The sequence below is a fragment of the Streptomyces coacervatus genome (assembly GCF_029223485.1).
In the GTDB taxonomy this organism is placed as follows: domain Bacteria; phylum Actinomycetota; class Actinomycetes; order Streptomycetales; family Streptomycetaceae; genus Streptomyces; species Streptomyces coacervatus.
Map to the genome: position 1 here is coordinate 18481 of NZ_JARHTP010000029.1, position 16310 is coordinate 34790.

Here is a 16310-nt window from a genome sequence, read left to right on the forward strand (position 1 = left end):
TCTCCCCGAATGTCGGACTCATTGCGCAACCAGCCACCGGTACTTGTCAGTCGTCACCCAGGACGACGGTCACCACTCTTCGCCCTCGGCCAACCTCCCACTGTCCGCGAATGAGGCCGCATGCTCCGTATCCACTTCACCACCCACGACTTACAGAACATCCGAATCTCACGTCGGCCCGATCCGCTGTGGGAACTCGTCTGCGCCGCCTGCCGGTTGGTCACGCGCCAGGGCCCCCTCGAGTTCGGAGCATGGCGTCGCGACGTCCGTGAACGGCTCGCCACGGACCCGATGGCCGGCCGTGCCCTGCACACGCTGCAGACACTCGTCCCGCCCTTCGGATACATCCCCGACTTCCTCACGCCGTCCGTCCTGGAAGGAGAGCTGCCCGCAGCCCTGGAGGAGATACAGGCCACTCCTCCCGGCCGACTGCGGCACGAGTTGGGCAGGCTCGCCACCGCACGCCCCCTCCCCGCATGGACCACGACGCTCGGCCGACCAGGAGACCGCGGCATGCGACCTCTGGTGAAGGCCCTGGACATCTCCGCCAGGACGTTGCTCGAACCGCGCTGGGCCCACGCCCGAAGAGCCATTCGTGACGAGGTCGACGTGCGTTCGCGCGTCCTCCTCGACGGCGGCGTCCTGGCCCTACTGGAGAGCCTGCGTCCGCTCGCCCGGTGGAGAGCACCCGTCCTGGAAGTCGACTATCCCACCCACCGCGACCTCCATCTGGAGGGACGCGGGCTGCTTCTCATCCCGTCCTACTTCTGCTGGCGCAGGCCCACCGCCCTTGCCGATCCGGCCCTCGGCCCGGTCCTGGTCTACCCGGTCACCGCGCGGCCGCTCGACTCGATCACCCTCAACGACAACGGACTCGACCGTCTCCTGGGCCGCACCAGGGCCTTGGTCCTCGCCGAGGTGGCCCGCGGCGGTCCCCGCACCACCTCCGAAGTGGCAACGGCTGTCGGCATCGCCCTGCCCAGCGCCAGTTACCAGCTCGGCGTCCTCCGGGACGGGGGGCTGCTGGCAAGTCGGCGTGATGGCCAGTACGTGAGGCACTCGGTGACGCTCATGGGCTACCGGCTCCTGGATGGAGATGAAGGCGACTTGCAGCTGACGGGGCAGACCGTCGGCCGCACTCCGTAGCGGGAATCGCGACCGGGGCGGCGGCTCCCGCAGAGCCGTCGCGCACGGTCGCGCCCTCCATCGATGCAACCGTCCACAAACTGCCCGCAATTCGAGCACATTCGAAATGCTTCTCCCCCACCCGGCGCACGGACGACCATCAACGGCGGGGCGTGGCATGACACGACCCGTGCCGCTGTCCGACGCCCCGGTGTCGTCTTCACAGAGGCCTCATTCATGACCACGAAGCACTGCGGCGACCGCACAGACCGCACCACTCGACCCAACGGGGAAACATGAACCTGGTCCGCAAACACCGCACCCGTCGCGCCACAACCGCGGGCGTCACCCTTCTGCTGGCGGCCGTCCTCGGAACCGCCGGAGCCAGCGCCTCCAACGCCGAGACCGCCGCACCGCAGACACAGCAGATCGCCTCGTCCATCCTCGGCAGCGACTACAAGATCACGCTCACCGCACTGCGGTCGTCGCAGGACCAGTACGCCGCTTCGGTGCAGCTGAAGGTCTACACGCACGACAGCGGTACCTGGAAGGAGTCCGACCGGGTCACAGTGGGCGACGTCGACGGATGGTTCTGGTACCCGCTGACCGGCAGCCACGCCGTCTGCCAGTTCACGACCGCGAGCACGGAGCTGGCACCCGTCGACGTCAGCCTGACGATCACCCCGTCCATCGGCTGCTCCCAGCCGGCGCACTACGTCGTGAAGCAGGGCAGGGTGTACGCCGGCTGAGCCCTCCCGTCCGGCCTACCACGGTGCTGAGCTGGAGGTCCACGTGAAGTGAGCCTTCAGCGGTTCGTACAGCTTCTCGTGCCCGCCGCCGTACAAGGGGGGAGCGGAGCAGGTACGGCAAGACCGCCACCTCGCATGAGGCGGCGGTCTGTCCGGCCACGCTGCTGCTCTGGGCGGGATCCGTTGGAAGGCGCATCCCTAGCCGCAGGTCAGCGTCGGCACCGCCCAGTCACCGTGGTCGTTGCCGTTGCCATCGCCGGCGTCGCCGACCCTGAGGTCGACCACCTGGGCGCCGGTGACGTCGACGTCGATCGACACCGCGGCCTGTTTGCCACGGATCGTCGGCGTGGTCACCAGGGTCTTGCCGTCAGCGATCACGGAGAACGTCACCGTTCCCGCACCACCCGTCTCGTCGTCGACGCCGACGTCCGCCGTCAACCGTGAGCAGTTTCCGGCGAGGTAGAGCTCGACGTCGCTGACCGAGTTGGTGCCCAGGCCCTTGGTGTAGGCGGTGCCGGCGATACTGATCGGACGGCCGTCCCCGGCCGCCTGCTCGCCGACGCTGCTGTCCCGCTCGACCGGGCCCCACCCGTTGGTGGACGACAGGAACGGCAGGTCACTCACCGCGCTCTTGCCGGCCGACGGTGCCGGCGGGATCCCGCCGACGATGCGCTCGTCTGTGCCGACAGCCTGCCGTCCGTCCTGCACGTAATGCACCGTGGTGGTGAGTGCCGAGGCGGATGGCAGCTTCCCGGCCGGCGGCTGGACCTTCCAGGTGAAGGTGGCCGATTGGCCGGGTTGCAGGCGATCCACCGACGTGGGGCCGGTGGCGCTCACGCTCCAGCCGTCGGGCGCGGAGAGCGAGGCGGTCAGCCGGGACGCGGACGGCCCGTCCTTGGGCACGCGGATCGTCGCCTGGGCCGTGAAGGCCTGTTCCGGCTGAGCGGTGTCCGGGACCTTCAGGGTGACATCTGCACCCGGACGCTTCGGCATCGCGTATGTCCGGGGGTCGTAGCGGGGGCTGTCGTTCTGCGCGACGCGCAGGGAGGAGGCGTAGCTGCCGTAGTCGGTGAGCGAGACCTTGCCGAGGCCGCCGGTGCTGCCGTCCAGGTTCCACACGGCAATGGCGATGCTGTTGCGGCCGTTGGGGTTCAGGATTCCGTTGGGGACCGGGAAGGTGTGCTGGGGGCCGAGATAGTTGACGTAGTTGCCGACCTGCCAGCCGTTCACGAAGATCGTGGCGCGGTATTTGCGTGACGGGTCGTCGGTGAACGTCAGGCCGAGCGAAGTGTCCTGGCCGCGGGGCAGGTCCAGGTCGGCGTCTGTGCGGTACCAGGAGACCCCGGGTCGGTTGTCGGTCGTGGGCAGGGACACCCGGCTCCAGGCGGCGTCCGGGTAGCCCGGCAGGGACCAGCCGGCCCGCTCGCCGTAGAGGCCGCCCGTCGAGAGCGGGCCGCGCACCGTGTCCTTGAGGTCCTCGCCGCCCCGTACGCCCTGCAGCCGCCAGGTGACCGAGGTCAGCGGCGCCCCGACGAGGGAGGCGCTGGTCAGGCCGCGCGCGGTCTTGTTGCCGTTGGTCGAGTTGTAGTCCTCCTCGTGCCCCATGTTCACGGTGAGCACGGAGATGATGTTGTCGCCCTTGGACTTGACCGCACCGGCCGGGAAGGTGAAGTCGGCGCTGCCTGTGGTGGAGCTGCCCAGGAAGGTGCCGTTCAGCCAGGCGGAGAACGCCTGGGCGTCTCCGCCGGAGTCGGAGACCAGGTGGATGCCGGTCTCCTTGCCGGTGGCACGGAAGCGGCCGCGGTACCAGGTGTTGCCGGTGTGGAAGCCGTAGTCGTCCGCGTAGAGCACCGGCGGGGAGTTGACGCCGGAGACGCTGTTGGTGGTGGTCTTGTCGGCCACCTGCCAGGTGGAGTCGTCGAAACCGGGCGCCGCTTCGGGGGACTCCTCGGCGTGCTTCCAGTTCGTCAGCGTCGGCAGGTCTACCGGGGCGGCCACCGGGATCTTGCCGGTGAGGCTTCCGGTGTCGGAGGCCCGGGTGTCCAAGGCCTTGCCGTTCCAGGTGACTTGGTCGGCGGAGGTGAACACCTCGATGTTCTTGTCATCGGCGTTGTCGCCGGTGAGCGCCACGGTGTGGCCGTCGTTCAGGCTGGTCGCCGTCCGCAGCAGGTGGGTGCCGCGCACGAGTACCGGGCCGCTCGCCGTGTCCTGACGCCAGAAGGTCTTTGCCGTGGGCTTGTCACCGACGAGCAGCAGCAGGGGGCGCTTTCCGTCGCCGTTGATGCTGATGCGGATCAGGCCCTTGTGGGTGTAGTTCAGCCGCAGGTCGCCGGTGGCCGCGTCCCAGGTGGTCGTGGCCGTGCCGCCGCTGGTGGTCACGGTGGGTTTGGAGGTGTAGCGAAGGACGGTCTCGCCGTCGCTGCCCGGATCGCCGTAGAGCACGCCGACGTCCCGGTTGCCGATGGTCGCGCTCGTCATGATCTCCGAGGTCGAGTACTGCAACTGCGCGTCACCGAGCCGGTAGTCGGCGACGATCACGTGCGAGTCGCGGCCGTCGAGCGTGATCGCGGTGTCCGGCTGCTGCGGGACGACGGGGTAGGTCGGCTCCGCGGCGGCGCTGCCGGTCGGCACGTCGATGGCGTCGACGGCCACGTAGTTGTCCGTGGATGCGGAGCTGTGGTTCCCGTTGACGACGATCTTCAGCGTGTGCGCGCCGGGCGTCAGGCCGGTCTTCTGGAAGACCACCGCCTGGCTCTCGCTGCCGGAGTCGTCGACCGTGGCCTCCTTGGTGCCGTCGACGTAGACGTCGGCGTAGCCGTGGTTGTTGGTCTTCGAGCCGATCCAGCGGATCGCGGTGCCGTCGAAGGGGACGGTGAGCGAGTCGCCGGCCTTGTTGGAGAACGACTCGGTGTGTTTGTAGTCGCCGCCGGTGTAGCTCGTGTCGGCCACGTGCGACCACGAACCGGTGTACTGCAGCGTGGAGTCGGGGTCGTCCCAGGTGTAGGTGGTGTCGGCGGAGGGCTGGGCGTTGAAGTCCAGCGAGATGTGGGTCTTGTCGACCGCCGTGGACGTGGAGTTGCCGTGCCGCAGGACGTGGAACTGTGTCTTGGTGTCGGGGTTCATCCGGGCGGTGTCGACGATCGCGGAGTCGTCCGGCGGCGTGGTTCTGATCGCCTCGGTCTTGGTCAGCGGGGCGAGGGACTGTGTGAAGTACCCGATGAGCTTGTCCTCGTCGTACTTCGGGTCGAGCTGACGGTTCTCGCGGATCGCGGCCCCGTAGTCGTACGACGTGTAGTTCTCCGGCATGCCCAACCAGCCCCAGTTGGTGCCGCCATAGGTCATGTAGAAGCTCTGCGCGGTCGCGCCGACGGCTATGTTCTGTTTGTAGAACACGTTGGCGAACTGATCGTTGATCAGCTGGGCGCATTTGTCGTAGCCCGGTCCGCCCCAGGGGTCGAAGGCGCCGCCCTGGAACTCCGGTGAGTACAGCGGCTTGCCGGCCGGGTGGTCGTAGCTGATGTCGGGGACACCGTTCCACTTCGAGGGGTTCGAGCAGTTGAAGCCCTGGGGATACGAGTCCGGGCCGTCGACGTCCAGAGCGCCGGTACCGGAGTTGAAGGTGCCGTTGTTGTTGCCGGTCAGCGGCACCGTGATGCCGTCCGCACGGGCCTTGTCCTCCAGGTGCTTCATGTACGAGCGGCCCGCGGCCGAGCCGTTGTAGTACTCGTTCTCGACCTGGTACGCGATGACCGACCCGGTGCCATTGGTCAGTTGGTGGCGGGCGACTATCCGGTCGATCTGCGTCAGCCACTCATCCGCGTACTTCAAGAACCGCGGGTCGTCACTGCGGTTGTGCCCGGCCTTGGTGGTCATCCAGCCGGGCAGACCGCCGCTGTCGACCTCCGCGTTGATGTACGGCGCCGGGCGCGCGATGACGTAGAGCCCGGCCTCCTGGGCCATGTCGAGCAGCTTGTCGACGTCACGCACCCCGCTGAAGTCGTACACACCCGGCTTCGGCGAGTGGTATCCCCAGTCGAAGTACAGCGAGGTGGAGTTGAACCCTGCGGCCTTCATCTTCTGGAAGATGTCTCGCCACAGGTCCGGACTCGGGAGCCGGAAGTAGTGGAACTCGCCGGACCACAGGTAGGTGCGCTTACCGTCGACGAGGAACGAGTAGCCGTCGAGACTCACCGTGTGCGCACCCGGACTGGCGGCAGGCGCGGCGGCGGGTTCCTGCCCGCCGACGTCCCGCGCCGCAGCGGGTGTCGTCATGCCCGTGGCCATGGCGATGGTCGCGGCCGTCGAGAGCACCGCCCTCCACCACCGACGGCGACCGGGTCTCGCAACCTCTGAACCGAACCGATTACCCCGCACTGCGGCCTCCATACCGCCTGAGCAATCAGAGTCAAACAGACTCAGGCAAAGCCGAACAGTAAAGCCGCACAAGGCTCAACACAATGGGGCGGGAGAACACGGCTGTTGTGGCACGGGCGGCCTGGAAGTTGTACGGCACGGTCGGGCCCGCCGACCAGCCCGAACGGCCGTCAAATCCGTCATCAAACGAGAGGGGCGTCTTCCTCCACCTGACCGCTTCGCCCGACGTGATCCGGACACAGCTCGCCGAGCCACGCCCACCATGCACCGCCGCTCGCAGGCACCACGACTCTTCTGGCCGCCTGCCGCTCATCCTTCGCCGCGTCCGCGGCATATGGGTCGCGTCCCGCGACGTGGTGTAGGGATGCGGAGTCGCGAACTCCGCATCCCTACACCACGTCGCGGGACGCGACCCGTGGTCGGGACTGAAGAAGGTTCGGCGCCGTAGAAGACGGCACCGAACCTGGTATGCGAAGCGCTGCTCGTGTGAGTCGAAGCGACCGCCTCGGCGTGCCGCCTGTCGTCGGGTCCCAGACAGCGGGGCGGCAAGGCTCGCAGCCGGCCGGGCCATTTCCCGCCAGAGCCCGAAAACCGGCCCGGTATCGTCAGTGCCGCAGCGCCCGCTATCTTTGATCTTTCGCAGTTCTCCGCCCTTCAGAGCGGGCGCGAAGCGCATCTCAACCTGCTCTGACCCGCGCCGGGGGCACGCGTCCGCACTGTTGACCTCAACTGACGGGGCGCTGCTGGTGCTCGATGTACTGCTTGACCACGGTCAGGGGCGCTCCGCCGCATGATCCGGAGTAATACCAGACCAGAAGTGTCCGCCCCACAGGTACCGGCGGACATGCGCGTCGCACTCCTTGCGTAGCAGCCGGGCGGATACGCCTTTGAGGAAGTTGACCAGTTTCGAGAGCTGGACCTTGTTGTATACCTCGCACATGATCTCCTCACACCTGGCGTGCATGGCGTCGGTGAAGGCGCTGCGCCGGTACTTCGTGACGAACACCAAGTACACATGCCGGTTGTAGACGACGTGACGGCCGGTGCGTACATCGGGGTTGGATTCCACCGCGGTGACCTGAACCAGTGGCATAGTGACCTCGTGGGCGATCAACTCGCATGGGAGAAGCGGCAGTTCGGGCATCGCGCCCGCCTGTACGCGACGCCTGCGCAAGATGCGCTCATGGATGCGCAGGCCCACGCGGCCCGTGCCATGTGGAACCAGCTCCACGACCTGTGGACGATGACACCCAGATGCCAACAGTCTCTCGCCCGCATGGACCAGGCGCTCCGCCAGGCCCGCAAGGAGATCGACTGGTACTCGATCCTTCCCGCGCAGGCCGCTCAGGCCGTCCTCAAGACGTATGTCCAGTCTTGGAAGAACTGCTGGGACGGCCGCGCCGAGGAACCCCGCTTCAAGGCCCGCATCCGGTCGCCGATGTCCCTGGACATCCCGCAGGGACGGGACCTGCACATCAAGCGAGTCCACCGACGCTGGGGCATGGTCAACATTCCGAAGGTCGGCCGGGTCCGCTTCCGCTGGACCAAAGACCTCCCGGTCGGCAGGCGCGCCAACACCGACAACCGGATCACCGGGGCCCGGCTCGTCAAGGACGCACTCGGCTGGCACATCGCCTTCCGCATCCAGACCCTGGAGCCCAGGCCGAAGTCCCACCCGGGGCCGGAAGTCGGTATCGATGCTGGAGTGAACCTGCCCCTAGCGCTCTCCGACGGCAACCATCAGGATCACGGGCGTCCGCCCCGGCTCCCGGACAACACCTCCGACCGGGACAAGTGGCTGAACCTGGACGAGAAGGCCAAGCTGCTCCGGCTGGAGCGCCGGGCCGCGCACCGCAAGAGCTTCCGCAAGCCGAGGGAGCGCGGCTCCAACCGGCTCAAGCACATCTACGACCAGATCAAACAGCTCCGTGCAAGAGCCACGCGCCGAGCCACCGACTGGCAGCACCAGACGACCACCACCATCGCCCGCACCTATGGCACCGTCGTGGTCGAACAGCTCGACATCACGAACATGGTCAAGTCCGCTCGGGGCACCGTCGAGGAACCGGGAAGGAACGTCGCGCAGAAGGCCGGACTCAACCGCGCCATCGCCCAAGAGGCGTGGGGCCGGACGGTCACGATGCTGACGTACAAGACCGCTCGGTACGGCGGCACCCTGCACAAGGTCCCGGCCCCGAACACCTCCCTGCGCTGCTCCGACTGCGGCTTCATCACGCCCGGCAGCCGGGAGGATCAGACCACGTTCGTATGCAAGAACCCGGGCTGCGGCTTCGCGGCGAACGCCGACTGGAACGCAGCCCGGAACATCTTGCACCTGTACCGGACCGGCCACACCGTGGCGATCCCGGCTGCTGGAAGAGCAGTCGTCAGGCGCGCACGTCACGTCAAGCCACCCACCGCAAGGTAGGGCGGAATCTCCTTCCTGAGCTTGCGAAGGCGGGAGAGCGCTTCAATGTCCGAATCCGTACGCGAACAGGTGGTCGGCGCCCGACGAGCCCGTCACCGGCAGCGTGATCGATGCCACCTGCTTGGACGGATCCAGCGGGATCTTCGTGGCGAAGGCATAGGTTTTGACGTTGTTCCGGCCTCCGCTCCCGGTGTTGCGGTAGGCGGTCGTGACGGCCGTCGTGTCGCCGGGGAGTGGCTGGCTGGACCCGCCGTTGAGCGTCCAGTCCGAGAAGCCGATCGTCGCCTTCGTGGAGGTGCCGTCGGTGTAGGTGACGGTGACCGTGCCGGAGACGCCGCTGCCGTCGGTCGGGGCGTTGGTCGCCGCGCCCAGCAGGCCCAGCGATGCGCCCGATGTGCCGGCCGGCATGCGGATGGTCTGTCCGGCCATCTCCAGGTTGTCCAGTTGCCCGGACGTCACCGTCGGCCAGGTGTAGGAGATGCCGTCGGCGGTGACGGTGGATCCGCTAGTGACGCCGGCCGCCGACAGTGCGTTCTGCGAGAACGCCCAGCCGTCGTTGTCGAATCCGCCCGAGAAGTCGGTTCCGTCGGGGTAGATGCCCTCGTTGGTGTTGTACGGCCACAGTGCACCGGCCTTGGCGACGGCCACGCGGAGGGTTGCCCCGGTCAGTGCCGCGCCGGTGCTGTGGTCGGTGAGGGTGAAGGTGACGGGGAACGTCCCCTCGTCCGTGCCTGCCGTCACGTGGACCTTGGCCTCTGCACGGTCTGAAGCGGGCACCGTCAGTGAGCCGGACGTCGTGTCCAGTGTGATGCCGGAGGGCGCCGTCGCCTTCCAGTCGACGGTGACGGCCTCGCTGCCGAGGTTGGTCAGGTCGAGGGTGCCGTCATCGGATGTGCCCGGCTGGAGTACCAGGCCGTCGCTGGAAGGACCGGTGGCGGCCAGCACCCGGCCGCCGCCCGTGGTGTCCGACGGCGGCGCCGCCGACGGGTCGGACGCCCAGGAGGTGTTGGGCTGGGTGCCGAGCGTGAAGTCGATCGTGCCCGCGCCCTTGAACTGCTGGTAGGTCAGCCAGGAGGTGTTCCACTCCTTGCCCTTGACCTGCAGCGACTGCACGTAGGGCGCGTCGGGCGCGGCCTGCGGCGCGTTGATTCGCACCGTCCTGCCGCCTGGGAGGGTCACTTGGGCCGATGGGAAGGCCGGGCTGCCGAGTGCCAGGGTGTCCGTGCCCGGGGTCTCCGGGTACATGCCGAGTTCGGAGAAGACGTACCAGGAGCTCATCGCGCCGAGGTCGTCGTTGCCGAACGAGCCGACCGGAGCGTTGAAGTACAGCTTCTGCTGGGCGTTGCGGACGGCCGCCTGGGTCTTCCACGGCTGGCCTGTGTAGTCGTACTCCCAGGGGATTTCAACGCTGGGCTCGTTGCTCAGGTCGGCGTCGGTGTTGCCGGGGTCGGTGATGTTGTCCAGCAGGCTGTCCAGGTAGGACGAGTACGCCTTGGCGCCGCCGCGGGCCTGGATGAGCTGCTGCAGATTGAACGGGACCATCGGCGTGTACTGGGCGGAGGTGCCCTCCACGAAGCCGTTGGAGGTGCCGGGGGTGAAGCCGCTCGCGAACTGGCCGTCCTTGTTCTTGGCCTGCAGATAGCCGGTCTGCGGGTTGAAGACGTTCATCCAGTCCTGGGCGCGGGTGGCGAACTTCTTGTAGACGTCCGTCTTGCCGAGCGACTTCGCGAGGGCTGCGACGGCGTAGTCGGCCGAGTCGTACTCCAGTTGCGTGGAGACCGGGCCGTAGAAGTTGCAGCAGCCGTAGTCGTTCTCGTCCAGCGGGAGATAGCCCTTCGCGTCCCGCACGGACTCGCCGGGGCGGTCGTTGTTCGGGACGGTGGCCTCGTGCTGGAGGGCGGCAAGGGCCTTGTCCGTGTCGAAGTTCGTCGCGCCGAAGGCGTACGCGTCGGCGATGATGCCGGCGGCCGGGTCACCGACCATCACATAGCTCTCGCCGTTGTTCGAGGCCCACTTGGGCAGCAGGCCGGTCTGGTCGTAGCCGTTGAGCATCGAGGTGACGACGTCGCCGGCGACCCTGGGTTCGACCATGGCCATCAGCTGGGTCTGGGAGCGGTAGGTGTCCCAGCCTGAGTAGTTGGCGTACTGGGCCTTCTGCCCCTTGGTCAGCTTGTGGATCTGGTTGTCCATGCCCATGTACTGGCCGTTGTCGTCCGAGAGGACGTTCGGGTGCAGCAGCGCGTGGTAGAGCGCGGTGTAGAACTGCACCTGCTGGTCCGAGGTGCCGCCGCCGATCTGAAGTCTGTTCAGGACCGCGTTCCAGGCGTCGTGGTTGGCTTGCTCGACGGCGGCGATGTTCCAGGTCCTGATCTCGTTGGTGAGGTTGTCCGCCGCGCCTGTGTCGTTCGTGTACGAGATGCCGACCTTCGCGCTCACCGTGGGGTTCGAGGACGTGTCGAAGGTCAGGTACATGCCGTTCGCGCCGGTCGTGGGAGGCTGGGCGGCCTTGGCCGCGGCGGGTGACCGGGGTGCGGCGCTGGCGCTCGGTGCCGGGGAGGTGGCTCCGGAGGCCTTGTCGCCGCTTCCGTGGATCGTTGGGGCGGGTCTCGCCGGGACGGTGAAGTGCTTCTCCTTCAGGGGCGCCGACTTGGACGGCTGCGGGGTCTGCTGGACCTTGCCCGCCTTCAGCGATGTCGCATTCGGATTGATGGTGCCGCCGACCCAGGTGCCGCTCGCGGTGAACGGCTGGTCGAACTTGACGTCGAAGTGCAGCGTGTACCTGTTGCTCGCGCCGCAGAAGTGACCGCTGTCGATCGCGCCGCTGATCTCGTGGTCGTTCACCACCTGGACGCGCGTTCCGTCGACCTGCGTGGCACCGCCGCTGAGCTTGAACAGCAGGTTCGCCTGCTGGCCGGCGGGGAAGGTGAAGCGGCCCAGACCGGCGCGGGTGGTGTCGGTCAGCTCGGTCTTGACGCCGTTCGCGTCCGTGACCTTGTAGGACCCGATGCCCGCCTGCTCGTCGTGGTGGCTGAAGCCGACAGATGCGTCGCCGAGTTTGCCCGACAGCGCGCCGGTCACCGGCAGGATGGGCAGGTCACCCGCGACGGGGCAGCCGGGTCCCGATACGTGGGTGAGGCTGAAGCCGGAGATCTTGTTGTCGTTGTACTCGTAGCCGCCGCCGTCGGGGCGGTGGGGCGTCGTGTCGGGACCCCACTGCACCATGCCGGCCGGCATGTCGGGGCCGGGGAAGGTGTCCACGGCACCGGACGTGCCGATGAGGGGGTTGACGAGGGACGCAGGGTCCGTCACGACGCCCGGCGTCGCGGTGCTCACGGCATAGGCGCTGGCCGTTGTCGGGAGCGAGAGGACGGCCATGCCCAAAACACAGGCCACGGCCAGGCGTTGGCGGAATCTCTTGCGGTCACGTGGCGCAGCTGAACGTCGGGGTCTCACCATCGGTTGCCTCCGCAGCAGTTCGTGCCTCGCACAACAGGTGCCGGCGCGCCGAAGACCCTGGAGCGTCGGCGGCAGGCAACGGTTCCGGACGCCCTCCGGCGGCCTGACAACGTTGCCATCCACGAGTGTCGAGTGAAACGCGTGCGCTTGCAGCATGTCAACGAGGCCAACGAGACTTTCTGAACGCAAAGTTCACAGATGGGCAGGTGCAGCGCCACCACCCCGGGCCCGCGCGCCGCCGGAACGACGAACGACCCGGCACCCAGACGGACCAGCCCCCGCAAACGGCCTCGTGGAGCCCAAGGTCGCGGGCAGTCCCCACCACCCACGCAACACCAGCCACGAACCCGCGCTGAACCGTCAGAAAGCTTGTGGGAGTTACCGTCCCCAGGCACGGACGGCTGCCGCACCACCGCACGTGCGCCCCGCCCGAGACGCACCCCGACCCACCACGACGGTGCGTCATTCACAGGCGCCCGCCGCCCCCACCCTCGCTCGCACCGGGATGCTCACTCCTTCGCAAACGCGTCGGGCCAGGGCACTGCGCCGTAGCTCCAATGCGGCGATCGCATCCCATCAGGGTCGGTGAAGCACAACTGGGCGCCGGGATGCAGTCGTTCCCTGCCGACGATCAACCGCATGCCCTTCGGCCAGTCCCTGAATACGCCTCCGGCGAGGCGGCGGCGGGAACCTTGAGGACGGCTCGATGGATGGCGTCGGTGATGGTCATGCCGCCCGAGCAGGACAGCCACCGGCCACGCTTCGTCAGCCAGGCTGTGGACTCATGGATGCCGCCACCGGAATCACACCCGGCCTGCGGGGGTATCCGCCTGGCGGTGTGTGTGTCGCCCGAATCCCAGCAGTGGTCATACGAATTGACGGTCTGCCACTCAGCGACGGCACCCCATCCCCCTGTCTGACGGCCGACCCCCAGGCCCGGAACGTCGAGCACCGCGCTGTGGGTCGTGCACTCCGGCGAAGTGTCGTACACCGTCCCAGGGCGTGGGGAATCCTGCCCCGCAGGCGCCCGGACCTCGCTCTGACGCCGGGCAGGGGCGACGGGTCCACCAAGATGGTGGTCGTGGCGGACCGCGACGCATCGGACAGACGACGCCGGGCGGTTGAGGCCGCAGAAACGGGGCGTGTCCTTAGAGATCGTCTCAACTGGCCTGGTCACTAGGCTGGGTGTCGTGCACGTTTTGTCGTCCCGCTTTTCGCGGCGGGGGCCCTGCTGGTGCCGGCTGCCACGGCGTCGGCTGCGGCAGCTCCGAGCGGCAGCACGGGAAGGGCCGTCGCGAAGAGCCCAACCGAAGCCGTGTGGTGCACGTTCCAGGGTGAGAAACCGTTCCAGGTCACCCATAAGGCTCGCTGTACGCCCAGGGTCATTGCGTGATTGGGATTGGTCCGGTTCGCCGGTCTCGTGAGTGACGTGGCGTCATGTCCGTTGTGGGGCTGCCCGGAGAGCAGAACAGGCAGGGTGCTGGTGATCATGTGGAGCGCAGCACAGGTACGTCCCCGCCGGCGTCGGGCAGCCCGGCAAGAACCACGTTGACAGCAACACGGCGGCTCGCGATCTACCGCACGGCACGCAGGAAGGCGCGGCGGGCGGTGACGAGCGCGCGCCACCGTGTGCGGGTGGCGTGTTCGTTGTCGAGCCAGTGCGGCACTGTGTGGCCGGCGGGGAGCGGAAGGCCGGCGGCGGGGCCGAGCCCGCGGTCAGGCCGCCGACGGCTGGCTGGAGGGGGCCGCCTGGTCGGCGGGCTGGTCCAGCTGCTGCTGGCGGCGGCGCTGTTCGTTGCGGTGGTCCTCGATACGCTGGGGGAACAGCTTCAGCGCATCGCGATGCGGTGCGCATCGCCGGGGTTCACCGTGATGCGCACCGGCACGGCGGCCGGGGAGTGAACGTCATCGCCAGCGCGCGCGATGACGATCATCGTGCTGCGCCTCGGTGCGCACGATGCGCTTCACCGCTACGCGCGGTGCGCACCGCGACGTTCGGATCATCCCCGGCGCCCTCGGATGCACGCGGACCGGCACGGGTTCGGCCAGCCGCCGGGGTACTGCCGTGGCCGACCTCCACACCGACGACGGCTTCCGGGCCCGCTGCGCATCAAGCGCGTCCGCTGCGCGCCCTGCGGCGTCTACGAGTTGACGTTGCCGGGAGGCGGGCGGGCCACCTGGCAGTACGGCCCGGAGATACGTCCCGGCGTCCCGCACGTCATCTGCCGACGGATCGGCGGTCACTCCATCCCCACCGTCCCGTGACAACGGGACCGGCGATGCCGCTGCAGCGGCATGGTCGAACTGAGCCTGCCTCCCCACCGGTTCGACCACCATCAAGAAAGGTCGAAAGCCGGTGAGGGAAGGGGCTGACTGGAATCTCTCTCCTGTACCCCGTATTCCACATTTACGGTCTGGTGTCACTCAGGGCCCTCCGGCCCACTCAGTGACAAGGAGTCCGTTTCATGCGATTAAGAACCATGGCGGGTGCATTCGCCGTCGCCATAGCGTTGGTAGCCACCAGCTCTCAGACGGCGCTGGCGGACCCGTCGCCGAATCCGGGACCACCAGAGATCACGGTGACCGCTCAGGACGTGTCCCCTGAGACAGTAGTGGAGTGCGATTTCTACGCGTCGAAGCCCATCCACAGCGGTGACCGGATGACGGGTACCGGCGGCATCGCGACGTGCTCGGGCGGGCCCGCGGCCTGCACCAGCGAAGTGGACCTCGAGGTCTACAACGATTTCTCGAACCGGTGGATGACAACCGCGACCAAGAGCCAGCACAAGTGCGCGCCGCCGCTGCGGTCAGCGACCGCGGCGGCGGACTGCATCCACCACTCCGGTGACGCAACCCATGCCCTCCGCACCAGCACGCTCGGGACCGTCGTGAGCTCGAGTGGCCACACGGCCTCGGGCACGGCGTACAGCGACGTCCTGTACTTGGCCTGCGAGTAGTGGGAAGTTGGAGGGCCTGGGGCGCTCGGACCACAGGCCCTCCATTCTCCTCAAGGAGATCGATCATGGCTTCGGACCACGACACGATGTGGCGTCGGTGCGCGTACCTCGGCCGCGTCCTGCTGCCGCTAGTGGACCAGGAACCATGGCGTCAGACTCGTCGCCACGAGCATCTTCGGGCCTGGGGCATCGATACGACGGTGGGAGAACGGCTGATCGAGGTCTTCGCCGCCCTGGCCGCCCATGCTGTCGCGGTGGACGCTTCCGCATCCGCAGCAGAATTCGACACCCTGGCCCTCAGCACCGTGGCAGACGCGGCGACCGGCAAGCAGGACTTCGAACTGCTCGCCGGACTCCCAGACACCTTCGCCGACGACCGCGACGAAATGGCTGTCAAAGTCTTCCGTCTGTACGCCTACAAGGGCGATCAGACCAGCCTCCAGCTATTCCGACTGAGCAGCGAAGTGCGCCATGCACTGACCGTCCTTGCCCAACGCTTGCCGATAACTTCACCTACGTGCGGAGACGTCCTCCGTCAGGCGGCCGAGGCTGGCCTGCCTCACTGATTACAACAATTGACTCTGTCCACTTCGCGTTGCCTTCGGCGGTAAGTCCGGTCCACGCATGCCTGCCTTCTCTCGGTTGACGGAGATACTCAAGGAGTTCGTCGCCTCCTGACCGTATGCATGGGGTGGCTCATCGGCTGCGCCGTGCTGGTGGGTTGGCGGGACTGTTGGGGCCATCGCTTGTCCGCTGTGGTCACGGATCTGGCATCATCCGGTCGTTGTGTGGGGGAGAGAGGGCGACGGCCCGGGTGAGGTAGTCGAGTGCGGCGGCCAGGCGGAGCCGGCCCTCTTCTGACTCCTGGCCGACCCAGGTGGCCGCGTCGAGGTTGGCCGCGGCGTAGCCGATGAGGTGGCGCTCGTATCCGCCGCTGTTCTGCTCGGCGTGGCGCAGGATCGTGAGCGGGACGGGAGCTGTCGGCCGGACAGGGGTGGGCAGGCAGGGCATTGCGTGATTGGGATTGGTCCGGTTCGCCGGTCTCGTGAGTGACGTGGCGTCATGTCCGTTGTGGGGCTGCCCGGAGAGCAGAACAGGCACGGTGCTGGTGATCATGTGGTTGTCGAGACCCATGAGAACCGAGCGAGACCGTACCTGCCCGAACATCATCGCCCATCCCTTCCGCACTGGAGCAACTGGGCTCCCCGACGGATCCCCTCG

The 16310-nt window shown here is 67.6% G+C and carries 9 protein-coding genes and 2 pseudogenes; 5 read left to right on the forward strand and 6 right to left on the reverse strand.

All coding sequences use genetic code 11. From position 1 onward, the window contains the following. Positions 1-120 precede the first annotated feature (120 nt). On the forward strand, positions 121-1146 hold the full coding sequence (locus P2Q00_RS45840; RefSeq protein WP_275780787.1) for an ArsR/SmtB family transcription factor: 1026 nt from the start codon (positions 121-123) through the stop codon (positions 1144-1146). Between the two features lie 275 nt (positions 1147-1421). Continuing rightward, complete coding sequence (locus P2Q00_RS45845; RefSeq protein WP_275780789.1) at positions 1422-1874, forward strand: hypothetical protein; 453 nt, start codon at positions 1422-1424, stop codon at positions 1872-1874. A gap of 15 nt (positions 1875-1889) precedes the next feature. On the opposite strand, the gene P2Q00_RS51280 is transcribed toward P2Q00_RS45845, so the two are convergent. The 3 genes and pseudogenes from P2Q00_RS51280 to P2Q00_RS45855 all read right to left on the reverse strand — a co-directional run bounded on the left by P2Q00_RS51280 (position 1890) and on the right by P2Q00_RS45855 (position 7341). Then, entirely contained in the window at positions 1890-2054 is a 165-nt protein-coding gene (locus P2Q00_RS51280) for a putative antirestriction adenine methyltransferase (RefSeq protein ID WP_500692241.1), read from the reverse strand. Between the two features lie 18 nt (positions 2055-2072). Further along, entirely contained in the window at positions 2073-6146 is a 4074-nt protein-coding gene (locus P2Q00_RS45850; protein ID WP_425579503.1) for a beta-galactosidase, read from the reverse strand. A gap of 827 nt (positions 6147-6973) precedes the next feature. Next, positions 6974-7341, reverse strand: a pseudogene (locus P2Q00_RS45855) (transposase). Positions 7342-7431: 90 nt separating this feature from the next. On the opposite strand from P2Q00_RS45855, the gene P2Q00_RS45860 reads away from it, so the two are divergent. Continuing rightward, complete coding sequence (locus tag P2Q00_RS45860; protein WP_275780889.1) at positions 7432-8676, forward strand: RNA-guided endonuclease InsQ/TnpB family protein; 1245 nt, start codon at positions 7432-7434, stop codon at positions 8674-8676. A 42-nt stretch (positions 8677-8718) separates the two neighbouring features. Here P2Q00_RS45860 and P2Q00_RS45865 read toward each other — a convergent pair whose 3' ends face one another. Next, positions 8719-12009 (reverse strand): lectin, encoded by a 3291-nt coding sequence (locus P2Q00_RS45865; protein ID WP_275780792.1) that lies wholly within the window; start codon positions 12007-12009, stop codon positions 8719-8721. Positions 12010-12698: 689 nt separating this feature from the next. Beyond that, positions 12699-12937 (reverse strand): annotated as a pseudogene (locus tag P2Q00_RS51220) (IS1380 family transposase); the annotation flags it as partial. Positions 12938-14597: 1660 nt separating this feature from the next. Here P2Q00_RS51220 and P2Q00_RS45870 point away from each other — a divergent pair. Together P2Q00_RS45870 and P2Q00_RS45875 are read left to right on the forward strand one after the other, a co-directional pair. After that, the gene (locus P2Q00_RS45870; protein WP_275780793.1) at positions 14598-15089 is read left to right on the forward strand and encodes a hypothetical protein; all 492 of its coding nucleotides are present in this window, start codon (positions 14598-14600) and stop codon (positions 15087-15089) included. Positions 15090-15154: 65 nt separating this feature from the next. Further along, positions 15155-15655, forward strand: coding sequence for a hypothetical protein (locus P2Q00_RS45875; RefSeq protein WP_275780794.1), 501 nt, complete (start codon positions 15155-15157; stop codon positions 15653-15655). Between the two features lie 193 nt (positions 15656-15848). Here the strand turns inward: P2Q00_RS45875 and P2Q00_RS45880 are convergent, their stop codons facing one another. Next, positions 15849-16100 carry a hypothetical protein gene (locus P2Q00_RS45880; RefSeq protein WP_275780795.1) on the reverse strand — a complete coding sequence of 84 codons (252 nt, stop codon included), beginning with the start codon at positions 16098-16100 and terminating at the stop codon, positions 15849-15851. Between the last annotated feature and the right edge of the window lie 210 nt (positions 16101-16310).